Origin of the sequence: Kitasatospora setae KM-6054 (genome assembly GCF_000269985.1) — a bacterium.
GTDB lineage: Bacteria > Actinomycetota > Actinomycetes > Streptomycetales > Streptomycetaceae > Kitasatospora > Kitasatospora setae.
Genome location: NC_016109.1, coordinates 5855001 through 5879143, shown reverse-complemented (window position 1 = coordinate 5879143; position 24143 = coordinate 5855001). Strand labels below are relative to the sequence as shown.

The 24143-nt window shown below is 72.9% G+C and carries 17 protein-coding genes and 2 rRNA genes (1 of these 19 only partly in view); 5 read left to right on the top strand and 14 right to left on the bottom strand.

Translation table 11 applies throughout. The features are described from left to right. Nucleotides 1-86 precede the first annotated feature (86 nt). Nucleotides 87-2102, bottom strand: coding sequence for a hypothetical protein (locus KSE_RS26160; RefSeq protein WP_014138367.1), 2016 nt, complete (start codon nt 2100-2102; stop codon nt 87-89). Between the two features lie 220 nt (nt 2103-2322). On the opposite strand from KSE_RS26160, the gene gabT reads away from it, so the two are divergent. The 3 genes from gabT to KSE_RS26145 all read left to right on the top strand — a co-directional run bounded on the left by gabT (nt 2323) and on the right by KSE_RS26145 (nt 5939). Beyond that, nucleotides 2323-3663, top strand: a complete 1341-nt coding sequence (gabT, locus tag KSE_RS26155) for a 4-aminobutyrate--2-oxoglutarate transaminase (protein WP_014138366.1) — start codon at nt 2323-2325, stop codon at nt 3661-3663. Nucleotides 3664-4060: 397 nt separating this feature from the next. After that, nucleotides 4061-4714 (top strand): phosphatase PAP2 family protein, encoded by a 654-nt coding sequence (locus tag KSE_RS26150; RefSeq protein ID WP_014138365.1) that lies wholly within the window; start codon nt 4061-4063, stop codon nt 4712-4714. Between the two features lie 133 nt (nt 4715-4847). Continuing rightward, nucleotides 4848-5939: a glycoside hydrolase family 18 protein gene (locus KSE_RS26145; RefSeq protein WP_106438029.1), complete on the top strand. Its 1092-nt coding sequence runs from the start codon at nt 4848-4850 to the stop codon at nt 5937-5939. Nucleotides 5940-5981: 42 nt separating this feature from the next. Here KSE_RS26145 and KSE_RS26140 read toward each other — a convergent pair whose 3' ends face one another. After that, entirely contained in the window at nt 5982-6314 is a 333-nt protein-coding gene (locus KSE_RS26140; RefSeq protein WP_014138363.1) for a DUF2218 domain-containing protein, read from the bottom strand. A 140-nt stretch (nt 6315-6454) separates the two neighbouring features. Here KSE_RS26140 and KSE_RS26135 point away from each other — a divergent pair, with 140 nt between their 5' ends. Further along, entirely contained in the window at nt 6455-6928 is a 474-nt protein-coding gene (locus KSE_RS26135) for a MarR family winged helix-turn-helix transcriptional regulator (RefSeq protein WP_014138362.1), read from the top strand. On the opposite strand, the gene KSE_RS26130 is transcribed toward KSE_RS26135, so the two are convergent. Next, the gene (locus KSE_RS26130) at nt 6846-7772 is read right to left on the bottom strand and encodes an EamA family transporter (protein WP_014138361.1); all 927 of its coding nucleotides are present in this window, start codon (nt 7770-7772) and stop codon (nt 6846-6848) included. The genes KSE_RS26135 and KSE_RS26130 overlap by 83 nt on opposite strands. A gap of 103 nt (nt 7773-7875) precedes the next feature. Here KSE_RS26130 and KSE_RS26125 point away from each other — a divergent pair, with 103 nt between their 5' ends. After that, nucleotides 7876-8799, top strand: coding sequence for a LysR family transcriptional regulator (locus tag KSE_RS26125; protein ID WP_014138360.1), 924 nt, complete (start codon nt 7876-7878; stop codon nt 8797-8799). A gap of 324 nt (nt 8800-9123) precedes the next feature. On the opposite strand, the gene KSE_RS26120 is transcribed toward KSE_RS26125, so the two are convergent. From KSE_RS26120 to KSE_RS26070, 11 genes are all read right to left on the bottom strand, one after another. Further along, the gene (locus tag KSE_RS26120) at nt 9124-9867 is read right to left on the bottom strand and encodes a ZIP family metal transporter (protein ID WP_014138359.1); all 744 of its coding nucleotides are present in this window, start codon (nt 9865-9867) and stop codon (nt 9124-9126) included. Between the two features lie 224 nt (nt 9868-10091). Continuing rightward, nucleotides 10092-10640: a DUF6278 family protein gene (locus KSE_RS26115; protein ID WP_014138358.1), complete on the bottom strand. Its 549-nt coding sequence runs from the start codon at nt 10638-10640 to the stop codon at nt 10092-10094. A 140-nt stretch (nt 10641-10780) separates the two neighbouring features. After that, a complete protein-coding gene (locus KSE_RS45925) occupies nt 10781-12490 on the bottom strand; it encodes a restriction endonuclease (protein ID WP_014138357.1) in 1710 nt (569 codons plus the stop codon). 213 nt (nt 12491-12703) lie between these two features. Next, on the bottom strand, nt 12704-14209 hold the full coding sequence (locus KSE_RS38780; protein WP_014138356.1) for a hypothetical protein: 1506 nt from the start codon (nt 14207-14209) through the stop codon (nt 12704-12706). Nucleotides 14210-14456: 247 nt separating this feature from the next. Beyond that, a complete protein-coding gene (locus KSE_RS26100; RefSeq protein WP_014138355.1) occupies nt 14457-15104 on the bottom strand; it encodes a YigZ family protein in 648 nt (215 codons plus the stop codon). A 109-nt stretch (nt 15105-15213) separates the two neighbouring features. After that, nucleotides 15214-16533: a DUF6986 family protein gene (locus KSE_RS26095; RefSeq protein ID WP_014138354.1), complete on the bottom strand. Its 1320-nt coding sequence runs from the start codon at nt 16531-16533 to the stop codon at nt 15214-15216. Between the two features lie 152 nt (nt 16534-16685). After that, the gene (locus KSE_RS44975; protein ID WP_014138353.1) at nt 16686-18365 is read right to left on the bottom strand and encodes a DUF2637 domain-containing protein; all 1680 of its coding nucleotides are present in this window, start codon (nt 18363-18365) and stop codon (nt 16686-16688) included. Between the two features lie 268 nt (nt 18366-18633). Then, on the bottom strand, nt 18634-19302 hold the full coding sequence (locus KSE_RS26085; protein ID WP_014138352.1) for a response regulator transcription factor: 669 nt from the start codon (nt 19300-19302) through the stop codon (nt 18634-18636). Continuing rightward, nucleotides 19254-20663 carry a sensor histidine kinase gene (locus KSE_RS44970; protein ID WP_231873229.1) on the bottom strand — a complete coding sequence of 470 codons (1410 nt, stop codon included), beginning with the start codon at nt 20661-20663 and terminating at the stop codon, nt 19254-19256. Before KSE_RS44970 ends, KSE_RS26085 begins: the two co-directional genes overlap by 49 nt. Before the next feature lie 205 nt (nt 20664-20868). Beyond that, a 5S ribosomal RNA gene (gene rrf, locus KSE_RS26075) occupies nt 20869-20985 on the bottom strand. Nucleotides 20986-21063: 78 nt separating this feature from the next. Then, nucleotides 21064-24143, bottom strand: a 23S ribosomal RNA gene (locus KSE_RS26070) (it continues 27 nt past the right edge of the window).

The window sequence follows — 24143 nt, the reverse complement described above, 5'->3', positions numbered from 1 at the left end:
GAGCGCCGAAATCCGCCGGTCCGTAACTTCCGTGACCCAACGCTGATCCGCGTCGATCCGCCGCCGCCCCCTCGCCCCTCCCCCGCTCAGTGCCGCAGGTCGACCAGCAGCGGCGGCACCTGCTCCCCCGTCACCGAGGTCAGCGAGACCACCGCGTGCCCGGACGGCAGCGCGTGCGCCAGGTCGGACGGCGACCAGCGGTGCCGCTCGACGTCCCGGGTGGTGACCGACTCGGTCTGCGCGGTCGTCCCGGACAGCGCCTTGCGCAGCAGCCGCCCGGCCCGGCGAACCGTTCCGCCCGAGGTGTCCGGGACGTGCGTCACCGCGGTCTCCCGCACCAGGTGGGTGCCCCAGGCCTCGGAGAACAGCCGGCCGTCCCAGGGCGCGATGCCCGGGAACGCCATCCGGTTGCCGACCGCGCCGAACAGCGGCGCCCGCAGCCCCTCCGGCAGGTCGGAGAGCGTGCGCAGCAGCAGCACCACGCCCGCGTTGGCCCCGCGCAGCCGCTGCACGCCGCGGACCGCCTGCGCGTCGACGGCGGCGGTCGCGTCGTCCAGCACCATCCCGGCGAACAGCTCGCGGCCCTTGCGGTCGGCGGCGGCCTGGGTGAACTGGCCCAGCAGCAGCCGCGACAGGATCCGGGCGGCCTCCGGGTGGCTGCGCTCGGGCAGCTTCACCCGCACCCGCAGCGGGTGCTCCAGGGCGCGCATCGCGAACGCCGGCTTGGCGTCCGGCCCGCCGGAGAACCCGGCCGCCAGCGCGGGCCGGTCCAGCAGCGCCAGCCGGTCGGCGAGCAGCGCGCCCGGGTCGTCGGCCCGGCCGTGCATCCGCTCGCGCTGCTGCAGGTCCGGCTCGAACTCCGACCGCCGCCCCGACTTCTGCAACGCCTCGCCGAGCTCCGCCCAGCCCTCCGCGTCCCCCGCCAGCAGCGCCCGCAGCGCCCGCACCCCCGGGTACCGCCCGTACGCCGCCCGGTACGGCCCGACCACCTGCTGCATCGCGGCCCGGGCGCTCTCCGCGCGCGGCGCCAGCTCGTCCGGCAGCAGCGCGTCGGCCAACCGGGCCGCCGCCTCGTCCGAGTGCGGCGCCGCACCGTACAGGTCCAGGCCGTACGGGGCGTCCGGGTCGCCGGGGGCGATCACCACGTCGTACCAGTCGTCCGGCCCGAGGTCGGCGTCGGCCGCACCGACCACCACCGCGCAGGCCGCGCCCGCCAGCGCCTGCAGGCACAGCGCCTCGGCGACCGGGCGGGCCAGCGCCGCGGTCTTCCCGGTGCCGGCCGGGCCGACCGCCAGCAGCGAGGTGCCGAGCACCCGCGGGTCCAGCGCGAAGCCGGCGTTGCGGTGCTCGACCGGGTTCTTCGGCACGTCCTGCGCCGTCCCCAGCCGCACCTGCCGCACCAGCAGGTCGTGCCGCGCCGACCGCCCGCCCGGCAGGTCCCGCTGCTCGGACGGGTGCGCGCAGGCCGCCGCCCCCCGCGCCGCCACCTGCCCGGCGAACTCCCGCCACGCCGCCGGATCGCCCCCCACCGTCCGCCACGCCTGGTGCAGCCGCACGTAGTCCACGTCCCCGACCTGCTCCCCCTCCAGCCGCCGCACCGCGTCCCCGGCCGGCCGCAGCTCGGCCCACACGTCGACGACGGGGGCCTCCTCGGGGGCGGGGGCGACGTCGGTGACGGTGTGCGAGACCAGCGGCAGCAGGAACCGCCGGCCGACCTCGCGCCAGCGGCCCATCCGGCCGAAGACCCAGATCTCCAAGACCGCGGCGATCACCCCCAGCAGCAGGGCGATCGGGTTGGCGAGCGCGCTGGTGAGCTGAGTCCCCAGGCCGACGGCCTGGATCAGGAACACCTCGGCCTCGACCAGGTACGGGTACAGGACGAGCGCCACCAGCAGGTTGAGCGCCGCCCGCAGCAGCAGCGGCCCTGCCGGGGTCCTGGCCTGTTCGGCGGCCTTCGGGTCGTGCGGGGTGTGGTGCTGCCGGTAGATGCCGGGGGCGGCCTCGGGGCGCGGGGCGGTGGCCCAGGTGGGGAGGTGGAAGGGTGCGCGGGGGGGTGGGAGATGGGGGTGGGTGTGCTGGGTTCTCGCGTCGTTCAGTTCCACTTCGGGCCCCTCCTACGTTGCCGGCGGTGCCATACCCGCATCGCCGTCCCACCGACACACCCGGGGGCCAATGTAGTGGAGTGCGCGGGCGCGCAGCCGATCTTCGGCCACTGGCCGCGTCGGACAAGTGGGTCGTCCGAGCACTACCGAGTGGCGCATGCCCGGGCCGGTCGGCCGGTCGTAGCCTGCGGTTACCGCGTCAAGAACTTGGAGAAGACAGATGAGCGCTGCAACGCCGCTCCCGCAGGAGCGCCGACTGGTCACCGCGATCCCCGGCCCGAAGTCGCAGGAGCTGCAGTCTCGCAAGCTCGGCGCGGTCCCGGCCGGCGTGGGCACCACGCTGCCGGTGTACGTGTCGCGGGCCGGCGGCGGCGTGCTGGAGGACGTGGACGGCAACAGCCTGATCGACTTCGGCTCGGGCATCGCCGTGACGAACGTGGGCAACAGCGCCGCGGCCGTGGTGGCACGGGCGACCGAGCAGCTGGCCGCGTTCACGCACACCTGTTTCATGGTGACCCCGTACGAGGGCTACGTGGCGGTGGCGGAGCAGCTGAACGAGCTGACCCCGGGCGGCCACGACAAGCGCACCGCGCTGTTCAACTCGGGTGCCGAGGCGGTGGAGAACGCGGTGAAGATCGCCCGCGCCTACACCAAGCGGACCGCCGTGGTGGTGTTCGACCACGGCTACCACGGGCGCACCAACCTGACCATGGGCCTGACGGCGAAGAACATGCCGTACAAGCAGGGCTTCGGCCCGTTCGCGCCGGAGATCTACCGCGTGCCGGTGGCGTACCCGTACCGCTGGCTGACGGGTGCGGAGAACTGCGCCGCCGAGGCCGCCGCGCAGGCGATCGAGATCATCACCAAGCAGATCGGCGCGGAGAACGTCGCGGCGATCATCATCGAGCCGATCCAGGGCGAGGGCGGCTTCATCGAGCCGGCCAAGGGCTTCCTGCCGGCGATCGTGGAGTTCGCGAAGGCGAACGGGATCGTGTTCGTGGCGGACGAGATCCAGACCGGTTTCTGCCGCACCGGCCAGTGGTTCGCGTGCGACGACGAGGGCATCGTCCCGGACCTGATCACCACCGCGAAGGGCATCGCCGGCGGTCTGCCGCTGGCGGCCGTGACCGGCCGGGCCGAGATCATGGACGCCGCGCACTCGGGCGGCCTGGGCGGCACCTACGGCGGCAACCCGGTGGCCTGCGCGGCCGCGCTGGGCGCGATCGAGACCATGAAGTCCGAGGACCTGAACGGCAAGGCCCGGCAGATCGGCGAGGTCATGCTCGGCCGCCTGCGGGCCATGCAGGAGAAGTTTGACGTGATCGGCGAGGTCCGCGGCCGCGGCGCGATGATCGCGGTCGAGCTGGTGAAGCCGGGCGGCAAGGAGCCGAACCCGGAGGCGACCGCGGCGATCGCGAAGGCCTGCCACGCCGAGGGCCTGGTGGTGCTGACCGCCGGCACCTACGGCAACGTGCTGCGCTTCCTGCCGCCGCTGGTGATCCCGGAGCACCTGCTGGCCGAGGGCCTGGACATCCTGGAGTCGGCCTTCGCGGGCGTCTGACATCCCGGCGCTGACCAGCGACGATCCCCATGAGCGGCGCGGGGGCCGGACGGAGCGGATCCCGTCCGGCCCCCGCGCGTTCGGCGCCGCGCGCCCGGCCTTCGGCCGTCCGGGTGGAGTTCCTCCCGCCGGTGGTGAAGATGCTGTGCACGATGACGGGTCCGCCGCTGCGGGCCTCGGCTTTGACGTACTGTCATCACAGATGGACAGCGAAGAACAGCGCGCACTGCCCACCGCTTCGTCCGCCCCACCGGCGGACGCACCTGACCGATCGACCGGCCGTCCCGCCCACACCCCCCGGGCCGCACGGCGCGGCGATCGCCTTGGCCGCCCCGGAGCTCTCCCCCCTGCTCCGGGGCGGCCGGTTTTTGCTGTCCTGTTCACGACACTGGCGCTGGTGCTGGCCGTCGTCTCCTGGCAGGTGGCGGTGGACGGGCCGCTGCTGGCACTCGACACGGCGGTGCGGGACGGGGTGTGGCGGACCCGGCACGCGATCGGTTCGCCGCTGCTGAACCACCTGGGCGTGGCGCTGTCCGACCTGGGCGGCGGGCTGGTCGCCGTCCCGGTGCTGCTGGCGTGCGCGGGCCCGGCGGCCTGGCTGGCCCGGCGCGGCGGCCGTCCGCGCTGGTGGGTGCCGGTGCCGGTGGCGGCGGCCGCCGCGGTGCTGGTGCCGCTGCTGGTGGTGCCGGCGAAGGTCTGGTTCGCCCGGCCGGGCCCGTACGGGGATCCGCTGGCCGCCGACCAGTGGGGCTGGTACCCGTCGGGGCACACGGCGACCGCGTCGATCGCGTACGGGACGGCGGCACTGCTGCTGGCCCGGGTGCTGCCGGCGGCGGCCGGGCGATGGCTGGGGGCGGCGGCCGCGCTGCTCTGCCTGGGCGTGGGGGCGGGCCTGGTGTGGAGCGACTTCCACTGGCTGCTGGACGTGGTGGCGAGCTGGTGCCTGGCGGGCCTGCTGCTGCTCGGGCTGCACCGGCTGCTGCCGCGCCTGCTGCCCGACCGGGACGCCGGGAGCGGCCGGGACGCCGGGAGCAGCCCGTCCGGTAGTTGACGTCGCGTCAGTTCGCAGTTCGGTCCGGACCATTGACGCCCTCCCGGCCCGCGCGCACCCTGTTCCCCACCCATCAGCACGCGAGCGCCGGGAGGCGGATGTGCGTTCCCCAGCCAGGTCCATGGTCATGCTCATGACGCGTTTGGCGGTGGCGGCCGCGCTGCTGTCGCTGCCGCTGACCGCCCAGCCCGCCGCCGCCACCACCGCCACGGCCACTGCGGCCGCCGACCCGATGCAGGTGTACGGCGCCTGGCACTGCAGCGACGACGCCTGCACCTGGGCGAAGGTCCGCGACCTGGCGGCCTTCGACACCGCCAACCACTGGCTGGTGGACCGCGGCGACGGCCGCCCCTCGGTGAACGTGGTGGTGCTGAGCTTCGTCAACCCGCTGCGGCTGCTGGACGGCACCACCGACGCGGGGAACGCCGCCGGGGTGCCGGTGGGGATGAACCAGCAGGTGGTGGACTACTTCACCGCGCACGGCATCCGGGTGATGCTCTCCATCGGCGGCATCACGTACACCGGCGACTGGGACACCGCGCTGGCCCGGAACGGCACGCTGCTGGGCCAGAAGGCGGCGGCACTGGCGGGCAGGCTGGGCGTCGGCATCGAGATCGACTACGAGAACAGCAGCAACCCGAACCTGACCGGCTTGCAGGCTTTCGTGACCGCCTACCGGGCCGCCCACCCGTACGACGCCTCGGGCGCGGACCCGACCGCCCGGCTGACCATCGACGTGGCGGCCGGCGACCGCTGGCTGAGCGGCATCGACCAGTACGCCACCGCGAACTGGCTGACCACGGCGAACCCGGTGCTGGACTACGCCAACGCGATGGTGCCGAACAAGCAGCCGAGCGCCTCGACCGCGATCGCCAACTGGCAGGAGCACCTGGACGGCAAGCCGACGTACAGCCCGGCGATCCCGCCGCTGGCGCCGGCCAAGTTCACCGCCGGCCTGTACATCGCGGAGGGCTCGCAGGTCCGCCCGGAGTGCGTGAACTTCGCGAACTCGGTGCAGCAGGCCACCGGGAGCTGGGTCCGGAGCGCGGCGCCGAACGGCGCGGGCAGCACGGCGGGGCTGCTCGGCTTCATGTTCTGGGCGGCCGAGAAGCCGTCGACGCGGGGCGTCACCACCGCGCCGCCGAACGGCTGCGCGGGCGGCGTCGGCGCGGGGGCGACGGCCTTCGCCGTGCCGGTGCCGATGCCGCCGCTGCGCCAGAGCTGAGCGGACGCGGCCCCGCGCCTCACCGGCGAGGCGCGGGGCCGGTCAGCCCTCCTCGCCGGTGAGGCGCTGGACGGTGCCGGCCGCCCCGCCCTCGCGCTGCCAGGCGACGACCAGCTCGTCGCGGGTGCCGAAGCGGACGAGGTGGCGGCCGACCACGTCCTCCAGCTGGTCCAGACTCTCCTCGGCGCCCTCGACGGAGAGCAGCAGCGCGCCCTCCTCGGCGGCGAGCTCGGCCCGGCCGGCGCCGAAGACGAGCGAGCCGCGGCCGGTCTCCTCCGACCACTCGGCGGGGACCTTGCGGCCCATGTGGGCGGCGAGCTGCTTGGCGTAGCGGGCGGGGCGGTCGGTGCTGACGCGGGCGGTGGAGCGGGCCACGACGGACTCCTCTGAACACGGGGACACGAATCACTTAGGCTGCCCTAAGCTACTGGATTACTGAGTCAAGCTCAACATGTTATCGAGGCGAGATCGATCACCCTCCGTACCGGCCCCGAGCCGCCCGCTACCCTGTGCCCATGACCTCCCCCGGCCCCGCCGACACCGCCGCGGAACTCGCCGACGCGCTCACCCGGGCGATGAAGCGGATCCGGCGGCGGACCATGCAGCGGCTGGAGCCCTACGGCCTCACCCCGGCCCAGGGGCGGGCCCTGCGCACGCTGGCCCACGCACCCGGCTGCGAGAGCGCCGAGACCATGCGGCTGAGCGAGCTCGCCGAGCGGCTGCGCATCGCCCCGCGCTCGGCCACCACCGTGGTCGACGCCCTGGAGGAGGCCGGCCTGGTCGCCCGCACCCCCGACCCGGCCGACCGCCGGGCGGTGCGCCTGGTGCTCACCGAGGACGGGCACGGCGCGCTGGAGCGGATCTCCCGGGTCCGGCACGAGGTCGCCCAGGAGTACTTCGGCCCGATCAGCCCTGCCGAGCAGGACGTCCTGCTGCGAGCGCTGCGGCGCGCCGAGGAAGCCCACGAAGCCGGCCCCACAGCGCCGTAGGCACCGCCCCCAGCCCGATCCCGGCGATCACCAGCGCCGTCGCCGCCCCCGCCAGCGGGCTGAACCGCTCGCCGAGCAGCAGCGCCGCCGAGGACATCCCGAACACCGGCACCAGCAGCGAGTACGGGGCGACCACCGAGGCGTCGTAGCGGCGCAGCAGGTGGCTCCAGGCGACGAACGCGAACAGCGTCGAGACCAGGCCGACGTACAGCACCGCGCCGACGCCCGCCGCGCTGATCCCGCGCAGCGCCGCCCAGTCCGCGGCCGGGCCCTCGACCAGCAGGGAGAGCGCGAGCAGCGGCAGCGGCGGCACCGCGGAGACCCACACCATCCAGCGCAGCGCGTCCGGCGGGGCGGCCTTCCGGGTCAGCACGTTGGCCAGGCCCCAGGCCGCCGCCGAGCAGATCACCAGCACGAACGCGCCGACCGGCCCGCCGGCGCCGCGGTCGACGGCGGCCAGCGCGATGCCCGCGAAGGCCACCCCCAGCCCGGCGATCCGCAGCGGGGCGGGCCGCTCGCGCAGCATCCCGGCGGCGAACAGCGCGGTGAACCCGGCCTGGCCCTGCAGCACCAGCGAGGACAGTCCGGCCGGCATCCCGGCGTGCATGCCGAGGAAGAGCAGCCCGAACTTCACCACCCCGAGCGTCACCCCGACCCCCAGCACCCAGCGCCAGGCCACCCGCGGCCGGCCGACCAGGAAGACGGCGGGCAGCGCGACCACGGTGAACCGCAGCGCGCAGAACAGCAGCGGCGGGAAGTCGTGCAGTCCGACCTCGATCAGGACGAAGTTCAGGCCCCAGACGGCGGCGATCAGCACGGCGAGGGCGACGTGGCGCGGGGTCATGGCGACCCCCGGACGGGGAGGAGTGGGCATGCTCCGAGCATCCACCGGGCCGACCGTTCAGCACCAGCGATGATTCCTCAACCCCACGGTTTAGCATTGCTGCATGATGGATCTGGGACGCCTGCGCGCCCTGCACGCGGTCGCCGTGCACGGCTCGGTCGGCGGGGCCGCCGCGGCCCTCGGCTTCACCCCGTCCGCGATCTCCCAGCAGATCGCCAAACTCGAACGCGAGACGCGCACCGTCCTGCTCGAACGCCAGGGCCGGGGCGTCCAGTTGACCGACGCCGCGCACCGGCTCGCGGACACCGCGCAGCGCGTGCTGGCCCTGGTCGAGCAGGCCGAGGTGACGCTGGAGGAGCAGCGCGGCCGGGCGGTCGGCCGGCTGCTGGTGGCCGCCTTCCCCACCGCGGCGCGCGGCCTGCTGCCCGCCGTCCTGGCCGAACTCCGGGAGACCTGCCCCGAGTTGGACGTCCGCCTGCTGGAGAGCGACCCGTACCCGGCGGCCGAGCTGGTCGCCCGCGGCGAGGTCGACCTGGCGGTCGTGCAGGACTGGGCGACCGTCCCGCTGCCGGTGCAGGACGGGCTGGACCGGCTCGACCTCGGCGACGACCCGGTCGACCTGCTGCTGCCCGCCGGACATCCGCTGACCGAACTGGCCGCCGTCCCGGTGGAACGGCTGCGCGGCCAGCGCTGGATCAGCGTGCCGCCCGGCAACATCTGCCACGACTGGCTGCTGCGCACCATGCGGGAGACCGGCGAGGAACCGGACGTCGCCCACTGGGTCGGCGAGTTCCAGACCCAACTCGCCCTGATCGCCGCCGGCCTGGGCCTCGGCCTGATCCCCCGCCTCGGCCGCGGCCCCCTCCCGCCCGACATCACCGCCCGCCCCGTCACCCCCGAACCCGCCCGCCGCATCCACGCCCTCTGGCGCACCCAGACCTCCCGCCGCCCCGCCATCACCGCCACCCTCACCGCCCTGCGCCACCACTGGGACGCCCTCAACCCCCCGCACACCCCCGCCGCCTAGCCCCGCCCCGCCGCAGGCGCCTCCCCCCGCTCCACCCCCGCCCCGCCGCAGGCACCCCTCACGCCAACCCGACCACCAGCCACATGAACGCCACCCCCAGCAGCGTGCAGGCCAGCGTGCCCGCACCCCCATCCCTCCCGCCCGCCGCAGGCACCTCCCCTCACTCCACCCCCGCCCCCCGCAAGCACCCCTCACGCCAACCCGACCACCAGCCACATGAACGCCACCCCCAGCAGCGTGCAGGCCAGCGTGCCCGCACCCCCATCCCTCCCGCCCGCCGCAGGCACCTCCCCTCACTCCACCCCCGCCCCCCGCAAGCACCCCTCACGCCAACCCGACCACCAGCCACATGAACGCCACCCCCAGCAGCGTGCAGGCCAGCGTGCCCTTCGACGGGTGCGGGCTGTGCGCCTCGGGCAGGATGTCGGCGGTCGCCAGGTACATCAGGAAGCCGCCGAAGAAGCCGAGGTAGAGCCCGAGCAGCTGTTCCGGGATGGTGAACAGCAGGGTGATCCCGGCTCCGGTGACGGGTGCGAGCGCGTCGGCGAACAGCAGGGTGACGGCCCGTCGCCGGTTGTTCCCGTACAGCCGGGTGAGGGTGTACGTGTTGAAGCCGTCGGCGAAGTCGTGCGCGACGACGGCGATGGCGACGACGGTGCCGACCGTCGTGCCGGCCTGGAACGCGGCGCCGATCGCGAAGCCGTCCATCATGCTGTGCAGGACCAGCGCGGAGGCGGCGGCGAGTCCGACGCCCTGTTCGCGGGTGCGTTCGCCGGGGCCGTGGGTGTGCGCGTGGCCGTGGCTGTGGGCGTGGCTGTGGGCGGCGTACTCGCCCTCGTGGCCGCGGTGGATGGCGACGGCGCGTTCGACGACGTGGATGGCGAGGAACCCGGCGGCGAACATCAGCAGCGCGACGGGGACGCCGTGCAGTTCCTGCGGGGCCTGGGCGATGGCTTCGGGGAGCAGGTCGAAGGCGACCACGCCGAGCATCAGTCCGGCGGCGAGGCCGAGGACGAGGTGGCGGCGGTCCCCGGTGTGCTGGGCGACGAAGCCGCCGAGCAGGGTCATCAGGAACGCGCCCGCGGCGACCAGGACGGCGGTCAGTGTCGGCCTCCCCCGTCACGTCACGGTGCGGGGGCCGGACGGCTGCGTCGACCGCTGCCCACGGAGACCCAGTCCGTCCGGCCCGGGCCGGACGGTGCCGGGCCCTGGGTCCAGCCTGCGGAAGCGGGTGGCGGCGCGCCGCCCGGGCGACCCGTCGGGGTGACGCCCGGGCGCGGGCGCGGCGGGGGTCAGCCGTCGCCGGCGGCCCGGTAGACGGCGGCGAGCTGCGGCGCGCCTTGGACGGCCCAGTCGCGGCCGATCGCGGTGGCGTCGAGCTCGAAGCCGGTGTCGAGGACCATCAGCGGGCGGCCGTCGGCGGCGAGCCGCCAGCGGGCGCCGGGCACCCGGCGGCGGATCACGGTGCCGAGATAGAGGCCCGCGTCGGTGCCGAGCCACTGCGAGACCTGCGGGTCGTCGCGCCAGCGCGGCAGCAGCTGGTCGAGGGCGGTCAGCGAGTCGACGGTGTCGTCGAGGCGGACGCCGCTGGCCTCGGCGAGTTCGCGCAGCAGCCCGCACTCGCCGTACATCTCGGCCATCGCCAGTTCGCGGTCCCGCTCGGCCACCTGCCGGGCCACCCGCCGCTCCGCCTGCCGGTCCTGCCGGTCGGTCTGCCGGTCCTGCCCGTCGGTCTGCCGGTCCTGCCCGTCGGTCTGCCGGTCCTGCCCGTCGGTCTGCCGGTCCTGCCCGTCGGTCTGCCGGTCCTGCCGGTCGGTCTGCCGAGCCGTCCGCCGATCCACCTGTGCCTCCTGCGCGCTCGTCTGCCGGTCCGTCCGGGCGGCCGGGTGACCGATTCCGCTCTCCCCCCAGCCTGACAGCCCGTCCGGTCCGGCGCCGGGCGAACGCCGGTCCGGGGCGGGGCGGGCGGGCGCGGCCGGGGTCAGAGGGTGAGCGGGAGGGCCAGGTGGGTGGCGGCGAGTTCGCGCAGGCCGGGGCCGTCCATCAGGTGGATGCGCTGGTAGCGGTCGTCGCCGCCGAGGTCGAGCGCCTCGTCGGTGAAGCGGCCGCAGGTCATCCGCAGGCCGCGGTCGGCGCCCTCCTCGCGGACGGCCTCGGCGAGGGTGGCGATCTCCTCGGCGGTGACGGGGGCGGCGGTGCGGGAGGCCCAGACCACCCAGCGGCCGGGCAGTCCGCTGCCGGGGTCGCCCTCGGCGGTGGCGACCAGGCCGGCCGGGCCGCGCAGCCGGACGCTCCAGTCCCGCAGGCCGCCGGCGGTGAGGACGGCGCGCACCAGGCGGGCGAACTCGCCGGGCGCCAGTTCGCCGAGCGCGGGCACCGCGGAGGAGGCGGTGCCCCAGGGCTGCACGGTCTCGTCCGCGTACGGGTCGGGGGTGATCGCGGCGGCCAGCGCGCGCAGCCGCAGCAGCGACTCGTCGTGTTCGGCCTCCGCGTAGACGCCGCCGTCGGCGCCCTCGTCGCCGAGGTGTCCGGCGTCGGGGACGAGGCGGGTGCGGGCCAGCGCGTCCCGGTCGGCGTCGACGCTGAGCAGGCAGCGCGGGGGCTGTCCGGGTTCGCGCAGCCAGCCGTTCAGGACGACGCCGGCCAGCACCTCGTCGGTGTCGACGGCGTCGGCGGCCTGCAGGGCGCGCAGCGCGAGCCGGGCGGCGAGGCGCAGGTAGTCGGCGCGGACGTCGGCGGCGGGGCGGGGCACGGGTTCGACCTGGTCGGCGGCGGTGAGCCGGTAGCCGTCCAGTGCGGGGACGGTGTCCAGCGGCGGCAGGTCGAGGTCGAGGACGGCGGTGCGGGTGAGGGCGCGGAACACGGCGCGGCAGGGGGCGGGCAGGTCCCGGGTGGCGCCCTCGGCGGCGGCCAGGGCGCGTTCCAGCAGCGACTCGACGGCGGCGGGTTCGGCCTGCCGGTAGGCGCGGCGGCACTCCTCCAGGCTGTCGTTGTACTCCTGGACGGCCCGGGCCCTGGCCTGTTCGGCCTCCTCGTGGGCCCGGCGGGCGGCGACGGCGCCGCTGTCGGCGCGTTCGGCCTGCTTGGTGCGCCACTCGCGCAGCGCGCGCTGGTGCAGCAGCCGGGCCTGGGCGAGTTCGCGCTGGTAGCCGGAGTCGAGCAGGCGGCGCGAGCGCGGCTGGTCGGGCTCGGCGCCGGCGGGTTCGGGCGGCGCGAAGTCGGCCCAGTCGGGCTCGGGTTCGGCGTCGGGTCCGGCGTCATCCGGGAAGGGCTTGGGCTGGTAGTCGCGCAGCTGGCTCTCGAAGTCCATCGCGGAGACCGGCTGGGCCGCTCGGCGCAGCAGGTCGGCGAGGCGCTGGTGGTCGGCCTGGACGGCGAGGGTGCGGTGGTGGGTGAGCGCGGCGGCCCGGCCGTGCACGGCGACCGGGTCGTCGGCGTCGTCCGCCTCGCGCGCCTCGTCCGCCTCGCGCGCGGCCGCGCCGGCGGGGGCGGTGGCCGGCCCGGGCTGCGGCGGGATGACGGGCGGAGCGGCGGGCGGGACGGTAGGCGGCTCGGCGCGGGGGTCGGCCGGTTCTCCGGCGTACTCCTCCTCGTCCTCGTCGGCGCCCAGTTCCTGGAAGAGCGTGGCGAGGAACCCGGGCTGGAGCACCGTGGTGGTGCCGTCGGCGCTGCCCTCGGCTGGCTGCTGCATCGGCGGTGCTCCCCCTGCTCGTCCGGCCCCTGCTCGTCCGGCGTCCGCCCTGCTGGTGCGGCGCACGCCGGCGGGCCGCCGCGGCGGGGCCCGAGCAGCATTGTCCCCCGTCCGGGCTCCGGGGTCAGCCAACCCGGTTGGTTTGGCCGACCCTTGACGTCGGGTCGGCCGGGGAGGGCGGGGGCCGGTGCGCCACCGGCCCCCGTGGGGCGGTCAGTTGGTGCGGGTGTTGGTGAGGTGGAGGCCGATGTAGCCGACGTAGATCCGGCCGCTGCCGGAGCAGTCGTCCAGGTAGTGCACCCGGGGGGCGGTGCCGCCGCCGCCGATCCGCAGGTGTGCTCCCATGAAGGCGCGGCAGGAGGAGTCGACGGCGGCGGGGACGGGCAGCATCCGCTGGCGCTTCCACTTGCCGTGGCTGGCGACGGTGCGGGACTCGCCGCGGACGGCCTTGCGCGGCGGGAAGCGGTGGCAGCCGGGCGGGGTGTGCTCGCACCACTGCTTGAAGTCGCCGCCGGCCTCGCCGCGGACGGCCGCGGCCGCGTACTCCTGGAGCGCGGTCAGGCCGTCCCAGGTCAGCCGGGCCCAGCCGTCGGCCTCGCTCTGGCCGTCCAGGGCGAGCGTCTCCTTGCTGTCGCCGGTGAACTCCAGCAGGGTGAACTCGCCGAAGCGGTCGACGAGTTCGCCGAAGCTGACCGGTCCGCCGCCGCACCTCGCGCGGCGGGCCTCGCGCGGCGGGTCGATCCGCAGCCGGCAGCGTTCCAGCCGGACCGGCGGGCGTTCGACGACGGCCCGGGGCGCCGCGGGGGCCTTGCGGGCCTCGGGCGGCAGCCACAGTTCGGGGACGGCGTCCAGCGGTGCGGGCGGCGGGAGTTCGGCGGCGATCCGGCGCGGTTCGCGGGCCAGCAGGGCGGCGGCCCGGCGCGGGTTCTCGTCGATCCGGCCGCGCGGCAGGACGGGGTGGCGGGCGGCGTCGGCGCGCGAGGCCGGGTCGGCCTCGGGCAGGAAGGTACGGACCGCGCCGCCGTACACCTTGTGGTACTCCAGCGCCAGGTTGAACCGGGGCAGCGCGGCGTGCCCGAGCACGTACAGCGAGGCCAGGCCCGGGAGTTGGCGCAGCAGCGGGTCGAGCACCTGGCGCTGCCACTGCTCCACCGGCACGGCGGGCGGCACGCTGGCCACCACGGTGGGCAGCCGGCGCTCGGGGTCGCAGAGTTCGTCGATCAGGCCGTCCAGGTCGGCGGGGGCGACCAGCCGGGGCGCGGCGGCGAGCGGCACCGGGCCCTCGGCGGCGTCGAGCAGCGGCAGCAGCAGCCGGACGAGTTCGGGGACGGGCGCCCGGCCGGGCGGGACGGCGGTCGGCCCGGCGGGGAGGTGATCGGCCTCGATCCGCAGCCGGGTCGGCCCCCCGGCGCTCTCGGCGGCCAGGACGACGGTCAGTTGGTCGGTGCCGTGCGCGGCGGGCGTGCGCAGTCTGCGGCGGCTGTAGCGGGCGCCGGGGCCTCGGCCTGGCAGTGGGCCGTCGTCGCGGTCCAGCAGGACCTTCTCGCCGAGCCGCAGCCGCTCCGGCGGCGCGTGCCGCTCGCGGGGCGCGGGCTCCTCGTGGCCCTCGGCCTTGAGCCGTTCGGCGAGCAGTTGGTCGACGAGGGCGGTGGTCTCGTGGTGCGGGCGTGGTGTCGCGGCCGTCAGCCGGTACGGCGGCTGGGCGTGGTCGGTGGGCATGCGCGGAACCTCCCGTGGTGCGGTGCTGGGCTCTGCGAGTCCTCCTCCCGGAGTCGTTGGCGAATCGTTGCTCCTGTACTAGGAGACGAAGCGATCAGGAGCGGAAGTTCCGCATCCGGCCCCGCTTCCTTCGATCGGGTGTCATCCGGTGGCAACGGGAACACCACCGGCGTCGCCTCTGCTACCCGCCTTTCCGCGTTTGATGCGGACGCCTCCGGTCCACGGCCGGCGGGGCGCTGACCGGCCGTCAGACGTCGACCTCGACGAACGTCCGCCCGGCCGGCCGGGCCGACGCGGACCCGCCGGTGGCCTCGGCCAGCCAGGTGTGGAACTCCGCGGTCTCCGGTTCGGGCACGCCCACCTCGATCCGCACCCCGTCCGCCAGGTACTCCAGCCCGGCCACCGCGTACCCGGCCGCCCGCAGGTCGTTCTCCAGCCGTCCGGCCCGGGTGTGGTCGACGGCCACCGACAGCAGCGCGACCGGCCGCCGCTCCAGCAGCCCGAGTTCGTCCAGCGCCTCGGAGACCGCCGCGCCGTACGCCCGGACCAGGCCGCCCGCGCCCAGCTTGATCCCGCCGAAGTACCGGGTCACCACGGCGACCGTGTCGGTCACCCCGCGCCGGCGCAGCACCTCCAGCATCGGCACCCCGGCCGTCCCGGCGGGCTCGCCGTCGTCGCTGGAGCGCTCGCGCGGCTGCTCGCCGCCGACCACGAAGGCGGTGCAGTTGTGCCGGGCGTCCCAGTAGCGCTTGCGGATCCCGGCGATGAACGCCTGCGCCTCGTCCTCGTCGGCCACCCGCTCCAGGTGGCAGATGAACCGGGACTTCTTGATCTCCAACTCGTGGCTGCCGGAGCCCCGGACGGTCAGGTACGGCTTGGGGCTCGGCTCCGCCATGGCGCTGGTGCTCTCCGCTGTCGGTCGTCGGTGGTCGGTCGTCGGTCGTCGGGCTCGGCCCGGCGCCGGTCCCGCCGCCCAGCCTATGCCCAGCGCCGGCGGCTCCCGCTCAGCGGCCGGCGAGGGCGTCCAGCCGGGCGCGGTCCAGGCCGGTGCGCTCGGTGACCTCGGCGAGGTCGACGGCGCCGCAGTCCAGGCCGCGCAGCACGTAGCCGCTGAGCGCGCGGGCGGTGGCGGGCTCGTCCATCACGTCGCCGCCGGCCTTGGCGACGTACGCGGCGAGCCGGGCGCAGGCGGCGGCCAGGCCCTCGCGGTAGAAGGCGTAGACGGCGGCGTACCGGGTGGGCAGGTGGGCGGGGTGCATGTCCCAGCCCTGGTAGTAGGCGCGGGCCAGCGAGCGGCGGACCAGGCCGTGGTGCAGCCGCCAGGCGGCGTGCACCTGCTCGGCGGTGCCGGCCGGGACGACGTTGGTGGAGCCGTCGGAGAGCCGGACGCCGGTGCCGGCCGCGGCGGCCTGCATGACGGCCTTGGCGTGGTCGGCCGCCGGGTGGTCCATGCTCTGGTGGGCGGCGGAGACCCCGCAGGCGGCGCTGTAGTCGAAGGTGCCGTAGTGCAGGCCGGTGGCGCGGCCCTCGGCGGCCCCGATCAGCAGCGCGACGGTGGCCCGGCCGTCCGGGCCGAGGATCGCCTGGGTGGTCTCGATCTGGATCTCGAACCCGATCCGCCCGGCGGGCAGCCCGGACCGCCGCTCGAAGTCCGCCAGCAGCCGCACCAGCGCGGTGACCTGGGCGGGGTGGGTGACCTTGGGCAGGGTGAGCACCAGCCCGTCCGGCAGGCCGCCCTCCGGCCCGCCCTCGGCCAGCAGGGTGGCGAGGAACAGCTGCAGGGTGCGGATGCCGCGGGCCCGGACGGGGGCCTCCAGGCACTTGATCCGGATCCCGACGTACGGCGGGGCGCTGCCGTCGGCGACCGCGGCGGCCACCAGCCGGGCGGCCCGGACGGCCTCGGCGTCCTCCTCGGCGTCGGGGCGCGGGCCGTAGCCGTCCTCGAAGTCGATCCGCAGGTCCTCGACCGGTTCGCGCTCCAGCTTGGCCCGCACCCGGGCGTGCACGTCGGCCAGCAGCGCGTCGTCCGCGACCCCGAGCGCCTCGGCCAGCCGCCCGGGCGTGCCGGCGTGCTCGTCGAACGCGGCCAGCGCCCGCGCGCCCCACTCCCGGACGGTGTCCGCCCCGAACGCGTCGGCCGGCACGTACACGGTGTGCACCGGCTGCCGCGCACCCCTCTCGCCCGGGTAACGGCGCGTCAGCTCGGCGTCCACCGGCGCCAGCAGCGCCTCGACGTCCGCCAGCGCGGCGTCCGAGAACGAGACGGGCGACGCGACGGGCGACACGACGGACTGGGCGGCATCGACCTGGGCAGGCTGCGACATCCGGGGGCTCCTCCACTCACCGCACGACTTCAACAATTTGTTGAGGCGAAGGTAGTGGCGGCCCCGCGGAACCGTCAATGGCCGCCCGGCCGGGGAAACCGGCGGACGGCCATCGGGTGCCTGTGGTTCTCTCCAAACGGGCCCCCGCCCGGTCACTCACCCCGGCCGGAGGTCACGTACCGGCGCTGGAGGACGCCCCAGACCTTGTCCACGTCCTTCACCGTGACGCCGCCGTCCGACCGCGAACCGGCCAGGCCGCGCTGCGTCAGGTACTCGGCGAACTGCTCCTTGTCCGGGTGGTCGTCATAGGTGTCCATGTACGCCACCAGCGCGTCGAAGCACTCCTCGCCGTCCAGCGGCTCCGGCGCGCCCCCGAACGGGCGCCGCGCCGGGGCCTGCTCCGGCTCCTCGAACGACAGCGGCTCCGGCTCCGACTCCGACTCCGGGCCGGGCACCGTCATCGCGTCCAGCCGCACCGGCCGGCCCGACACCAGGATCGGCTCCGCCCCGGCCTCCGCCCGCACCTGCTGCGACTGCGACGGCTGCTGCTGCCCGACCGGACCGCGGCCGTTCGCCGCCGGACGGTACTCCGCCGGCCGACCTTGCTGCTCCGGCTGGCCCTCGTAGCCGCCCGGATAGTCCTCGTACGCCTCGTAGCCCTCGTACCCCTCGCCCTGCGGCGGCTGGTAGCCCGACTGCGGCCGGGGCGCCTCCTCCGGACGCGGCGCCTTGAACCACGGCGACGCCTGCCCCGGCACCCGGGCCGTGTGCACCTGCTCCGCCGCGACGTGCGAGCGCACCGGACGGGTGGTCCACACGTTCAGTTCGGCGGACGGGTCGATCGGCGGCGCGGCCTGCGCGGCCTCCGGGTCCTGCTGGTCGCGCAGCCGCACCGCGGCCAGCTTCGCCAGCGTCGGCACCGCGACCGCCGCCGACACCTGCGGCACCGCCTGACCCTGCTGCTGGGCCTGCTGCTGATGCTGGGCCGGCTGCGCCCGCCGCTCGGCCGCGCCCAGCGCGGCCGCCTGTACCTGCGCCGCCTGTACCTGCTGGACCTGTTGCGCCGACTGCACCTGCGCCGGCTGCCCGACCCGCACCGCCGGGGCCGCCTGCTCCTCGGCACCCGGTAGCGCGCCGCCGCCGGAGACCACCAGCGGGCCGTCGATCCGGTCCAGCACCGACGGGTCCAGCGGGACGCCGTACTTCGCCAGCTTCAGCGGCAGCAGCGCCTGGAACGGCGCGGACCGCCGCCAGCCCCGCCCGTACCGGAACCGCAGCTGCGCCCGGTACACCAGCCGGTTCTGCTCCAGCCGCACCGTCTCGTCGTACGAGCGCAGCTCCCACAGCTTCATCCGCCGCCAGAGCCGGAACGTCGGCACCGGCGACAGCACCCAGCGCATCAGCCGCACCGACTCCATGTGCCGGTCCGCGGTGATCGCCGCGATCCGTCCCACCGCGTGCCGGGAGGCCTCGACCACCACCACGAACAGCACCGGGATCACCGCGTGCATCGCCATGCCCAGCGCGTCGCCCCAGGACGCCGCCGCGTTGAACGCGATCGTCGCCGCCGTCAGCAGCCAGGCCGTCTGCCGCAGCAGCGGGAACGGGATCCGCAGCCAGGTCAGCACCAGGTCCAGCGAGAGCAGCACCACGATGCCCGCGTCGACGCCTATCGGGAAGGCGTAGGCGAAGGTGCCGAAGCCCTTCTCCAGGGCCAGGTCCCGCACCGAGTTGTACGACCCCGCGAAACCGATCCCCGAGATCACGCACGCGCCGACGGCCACCACACCCAGCAGTGCCCGGTGCGCGCGGGTAAGGGAAGGACGTGCCATTCGTTGATCAACCCCTGGGACTCGGCAGCTGCCGTATACGACCTGTAGCCGCCGAGTACACGTCCCCGCCCCGGGGCACACCCGTCACGGCACCGCGTCAGCACGCGGTACCGGTCGGTGCGCCGTCGACAGACTCGGCCCACCGGATACTACTCGTACGGGCGTTCTGCCCCACCGCCAGGCCGGACCGCCACTGCACCTCCACTGGTCCACACCACTACGCGCACCACCTCCCTACCGCCGGCCCGACCGCCGCCCCGGCCCCTGCTCACTCCCCCGCCGGATGCCGCGCCGCGCCGTTCAGGTACGCCAGCACCGCCAGCACCCGCCGGTTGCCGTCCTCGGTCGGCACGAGCTCCAGCTTCCCGAAGATGTTGGCGATGTGCTTGGCCACCGCCCCGTCGCTGACCGTCAGGCGCGCCGCGATCGCCGAGTTCGAACAGCCCTCCGCCATCAGCCCCAGCACCTCCCGCTCCCGTGGCGACAACCGCCGCAGCGGCTCGGACCCGGCGTTGTGCTGCAGCAGCCGGCCGATCACGTCCGGATCCATCGCCGTCCCGCCGGCCGCCACCCGCCGCACCGCGTCCACGAACTGGTCGGCGTTGAACACCCGGTCCTTCAGCAGGTAGCCGACGCCGCCCGTGCCGTCCGCCAGCAACTCCCGCGCGTACAGCTGCTGGACGTGCTGCGACAGCACCAGCACCGGCAGGCCGGGGATCTCCCGCCGCGCCGCCAGCGCCGCCTGCAACCCCTCGTCCGTCAGCGTCGGCGGCAGCCGGACGTCCACCACCGCCACGTCCGGCCGCTCCGACAGCAGCGCCGCCAACAGGTCGGGCCCGGTCTCCACCGCCGCCGCGATGGTGAACCCGTGGGCCTCCAACAGCCTCGTCAGACCTTGGCGGAGGAGGTAGAGGTCCTCGGCGAGGACAACGCGCACGGCAGCTCCATCGTGATCGTGGTCGGCCCGCCCACCGGACTGTCGAGCGAGATCGTCCCGTCGAACGTACCCAACCGCCTCTCGATCCCCCGCAGCCCGCCGTCCGCCTCCATCCGCGCACCCCCGTGCCCGTCGTCCGTCACCACCACCCGCAGCCGGCCCGCCCGGTACAGCACGTCCACCCACACCAGCCGGGCCCCGGCGTGCTTCACCGCGTTCGTCAGCAGCTCGCTCACACTGAAGTACACCGCCGTCTCCAACGCGGCCTCCGGACGCCCCGGCAGACCCACCGTCACCTCCGTCGGCACCGCCGCCGTCAGCGCCAACTCACGCACCGCGTCCGGCAGTCCGCGCTCCGCCAGCACCGGCGGATGGATGCCCCGCACCAGGTCGCGCAGCTCCTGCAGGGCCTTCGCCGACGCCTCCCGGGCCTCGGCCAGCAACTCGCGGGCCGCAGCCTGGTCGACGGCCATCAGGTGCTCGATCGTCCCCAGCGTCAGCCCGATCGACACCAGCCGCGCCTGCGCCCCGTCGTGCAGGTCTCGCTCGATCCGGCGCAGTTCGGCGGCCTGCGCGTCCACCGCGTCGGCCCGCGTCTCCGTCAGGTGCGCCACCCGCTCGGTCAGCTGCGCCCGGCTGGGCTGCGGCCCGCCGCCCAGCACTCGGCAGGCGAACGCCCCGTGCGCCCGCACCGCCCACGGCATCGCCGCCAGGCCGGCCGCCGCCAGCACCACGCCGATCAGCGTGGAGAACAACAGGCTGATCGGCCCGCTGTTCAACCCGAAGAAGGTCCGCGAGTCCACCGTCGCCGTGAGCACGAACACCAGCCCGCCCCACACCATCGCCATCGGCACCCCCAGCAGCACGGCCACCGCCACCGGATTGGCCAGCAGCCACACCCCCTCCCGCTGCACCTGGTGGTCCCGCAGCACCCACCGCACGAACTGCACCGACCGCGCCACCTCACGCCGCCGGTGGTACGACACCCCCGTCCACCAGAACCCCCGCTCGTCGCGCTCCAACGCCTCCCGCGCCGAATACACCACCCTCCACCGCTCGCCGGCCTCCCGCTCCACGCGCCCCCGCGTCCACGCCGCTCCCCGCCGCACGAACCAGTACAGCGCCGACACCCCCGCCCCCGCCGCACACAGCACCGCCGCGTACGGCGCCAACGGCCCGTGGTCGAAGAACGCCACCGCCACCAAGGCCGCACACACCGCGGCCCCCAACGGCACTAGCACCCCCGCGGCAGCCGCCACCGCGATCACCACCCCCTGCCCGGTCGCCCGCACCGCCAGCCGAGCCCGCTCACCCACCGCCGACCCGGCACCCCCACCGCCGAACCACACCGTCGTCGTCAAAGCCCACTCCCGAGAAGTCGAACGCCGTCCCAGCAACGCCCCCAGTCTCTCCTCGGCCCCCCCGGCCGGCACATTGGCCGTGCCACCCCTCTTTGAGGTGGACCTAGCACCACCCCTCGACCTCCGGTTTCCGGTTCACGGCTTCCGGGACGGAAACGCGAGAAAGCCCCCCGACATCCCGTCGGGGGGCTTTCTCAGAAGAATTGTTCGGCGGCGTCCTACTCTCCCACAGGGTCCCCCCTGCAGTACCATCGGCGCTGTGAGGCTTAGCTTCCGGGTTCGGAATGTAACCGGGCGTTTCCCTCACGCTATGACCACCGAAACACTATGAAACCGTGCACCACCCACCCGTGTCGGTGGGGGTCGTTGTTTCAGAACAACACAGTGGACGCGAGCAACTGAGGACAAGCCCTCGGCCTATTAGTACCGGTCAACTCCACCCCTCACAGGGCTTCCATATCCGGCCTATCAACCCAGTCGTCTACTGGGAGCCTTACCCTCTCAAGGAGGTGGGAGTGCTCATCTCGAAGCAGGCTTCCCGCTTAGATGCTTTCAGCGGTTATCCCTCCCGAACGTAGCCAACCAGCCATGCCCTTGGCAGGACAACTGGCACACCAGAGGTTCGTCCGTCCCGGTCCTCTCGTACTAGGGACAGCCCTTCTCAACACTCCTACGCGCACAGCGGATAGGGACCGAACTGTCTCACGACGTTCTAAACCCAGCTCGCGTACCGCTTTAATGGGCGAACAGCCCAACCCTTGGGACCTACTCCAGCCCCAGGATGCGACGAGCCGACATCGAGGTGCCAAACCATCCCGTCGATATGGACTCTTGGGGAAGATCAGCCTGTTATCCCCGGGGTACCTTTTATCCGTTGAGCGACGGCGCTTCCACAAGCCACCGCCGGATCACTAGTCCCTACTTTCGTACCTGCTCGACCCGTCAGTCTCACAGTCAAGCTCCCTTGTGCACTTACACTCAACACCTGATTGCCAACCAGGCTGAGGGAACCTTTGGGCGCCTCCGTTACCCTTTAGGAGGCAACCGCCCCAGTTAAACTACCCACCAGACACTGTCCCTGATCCGGATCACGGACCCAGGTTAGACATCCAGCACGACCAGAGTGGTATTTCAACGATGGCTCCACCATGACTGGCGTCACGGCTTCAAAGCCTCCCACCTATCCTACACAAGCCGAACCGAACACCAATATCAAGCTATAGTAAAGGTCCCGGGGTCTTTCCGTCCTGCTGCGCGAAACGAGCATCTTTACTCGTAATGCAATTTCACCGGGCCTGTGGTTGAGACAGTCGAGAAGTCGTTACGCCATTCGTGCAGGTCGGAACTTACCCGACAAGGAATTTCGCTACCTTAGGATGGTTATAGTTACCACCGCCGTTTACTGGCGCTTAAGTTCTCAGCTTCGCCTAGCCGAAACTAGACTAACCGGTCCCCTTAACGTTCCAGCACCGGGCAGGCGTCAGTCCGTATACATCGCCTTACGGCTTCGCACGGACCTGTGTTTTTAGTAAACAGTCGCTTCTCGCTGGTCTCTGCGGCCACCACCAGCTCAGGGAGCTAAGTCCCGTCACCAGCAATGGCCCCCCTTCTCCCGAAGTTACGGGGGCATTTTGCCGAGTTCCTTAACCACAGTTCACCCGAACGCCTCGGTATTCTCTACCTGACCACCTGAGTCGGTTTGGGGTACGGGCCGCCATGAAACTCGCTAGAGGCTTTTCTCGACAGCATAGGATCATCCACTTCACCACAATCGGCTCGGCATCAGGTCTCAGCCTTCATGAGTGACGGATTTGCCTATCACTCGGCCTACACCCTTACCCCGGGACTACCACCGCCCGGGCTGGACTACCTTCCTGCGTCACCCCATCGCTCACCTACTACCCCGTTGGGTCACCGGCTCCACCACGTCCCTTTGTCCGAAGACTCCGGGCCGGCTTCACGGGCTTAGCATCAAGAGGTTCGACGTTGGCGCTTCAAAGCGGGTACGGGAATATCAACCCGTTGTCCATCGACTACGCCTGTCGGCCTCGCCTTAGGTCCCGACTTACCCTGGGCAGATCAGCTTGACCCAGGAACCCTTGGTCAATCGGCGCAAGAGTTTCCCACTCTTGTATCGCTACTCATGCCTGCATTCTCACTCGTGAACCGTCCACAACTCGATTCCTCGGCTGCTTCACCCGGCACACGACGCTCCCCTACCCATCACAGCCTCCGTTGGGAGTATTGCTGCAATGACACGACTTCGGTGGTGTGCTTGAGCCCCGCTACATTGTCGGCGCGGAATCACTTGACCAGTGAGCTATTACGCACTCTTTCAAGGGTGGCTGCTTCTAAGCCAACCTCCTGGTTGTCTCTGCGACTCCACATCCTTTCCCACTTAGCACACGCTTAGGGACCTTAGTCGGTGTTCTGGGCTGTTTCCCTCTCGACCATGGAGCTTATCCCCCACAGTCTCACTGCCGCGCTCTCACTTACCGGCATTCGGAGTTTGGCTAAGGTCAGTAACCCGGTGAGGCCCATCGCCTATCCAGTGCTCTACCTCCGGCAAGAAACACGCGACGCTGCACCTAAATGCATTTCGGGGAGAACCAGCTATCACGGAGTTTGATTGGCCTTTCACCCCTAACCACAGGTCATCCCCCAGGTTTTCAACCCTGGTGGGTTCGGTCCTCCACACGGTCTTACCCGCGCTTCAACCTGCCCATGGCTAGATCACTCCGCTTCGGGTCTTGGGCATGCAACTCGAACGCCCTATTCGGACTCGCTTTCGCTACGGCTACCCCACACGGGTTAACCTCGCTACACACCGCAAACTCGCAGGCTCATTCTTCAAAAGGCACGCAGTCACAGCCCGAAGGCTGCCCCCACGGCTTGTAGGCACACGGTTTCAGGTACTATTTCACTCCGCTCCCGCGGTACTTTTCACCATTCCCTCACGGTACTATCCGCTATCGGTCACCAGGGAATATTTAGGCTTAGCGGGTGGTCCCGCCAGATTCACACGGGATTTCTCGGGCCCCGTGCTACTTGGGAGAAGCTCAAGCGAGCCGTACGGATTTCGTCTACGGGGGTCTTACCCTCTACGCCGGACCTTTCGCATGTCCTTCGACTACCCATACGGTTTCTGACTCGCCCAGCCGCCGGCAGACGACTGAAGAACTTTCCCACAACCCCTTGAGCGCAACCCCTGCCGGGTCTCACACGCTCAAGGTTTGGCCTCATCCGGTTTCGCTCGCCACTACTCCCGGAATCACGGTTGTTTTCTCTTCCTGCGGGTACTGAGATGTTTCACTTCCCCGCGTTCCCTCCACATACCCTATGTGTTCAGGTATGGGTGACAGCCCATGACGACTGCCGGGTTTCCCCATTCGGACACCCCCGGATCAAAGCTCGGTTGACAGCTCCCCGGGGCCTATCGCGGCCTCCCACGTCCTTCATCGGTTCCTGGTGCCAAGGCAT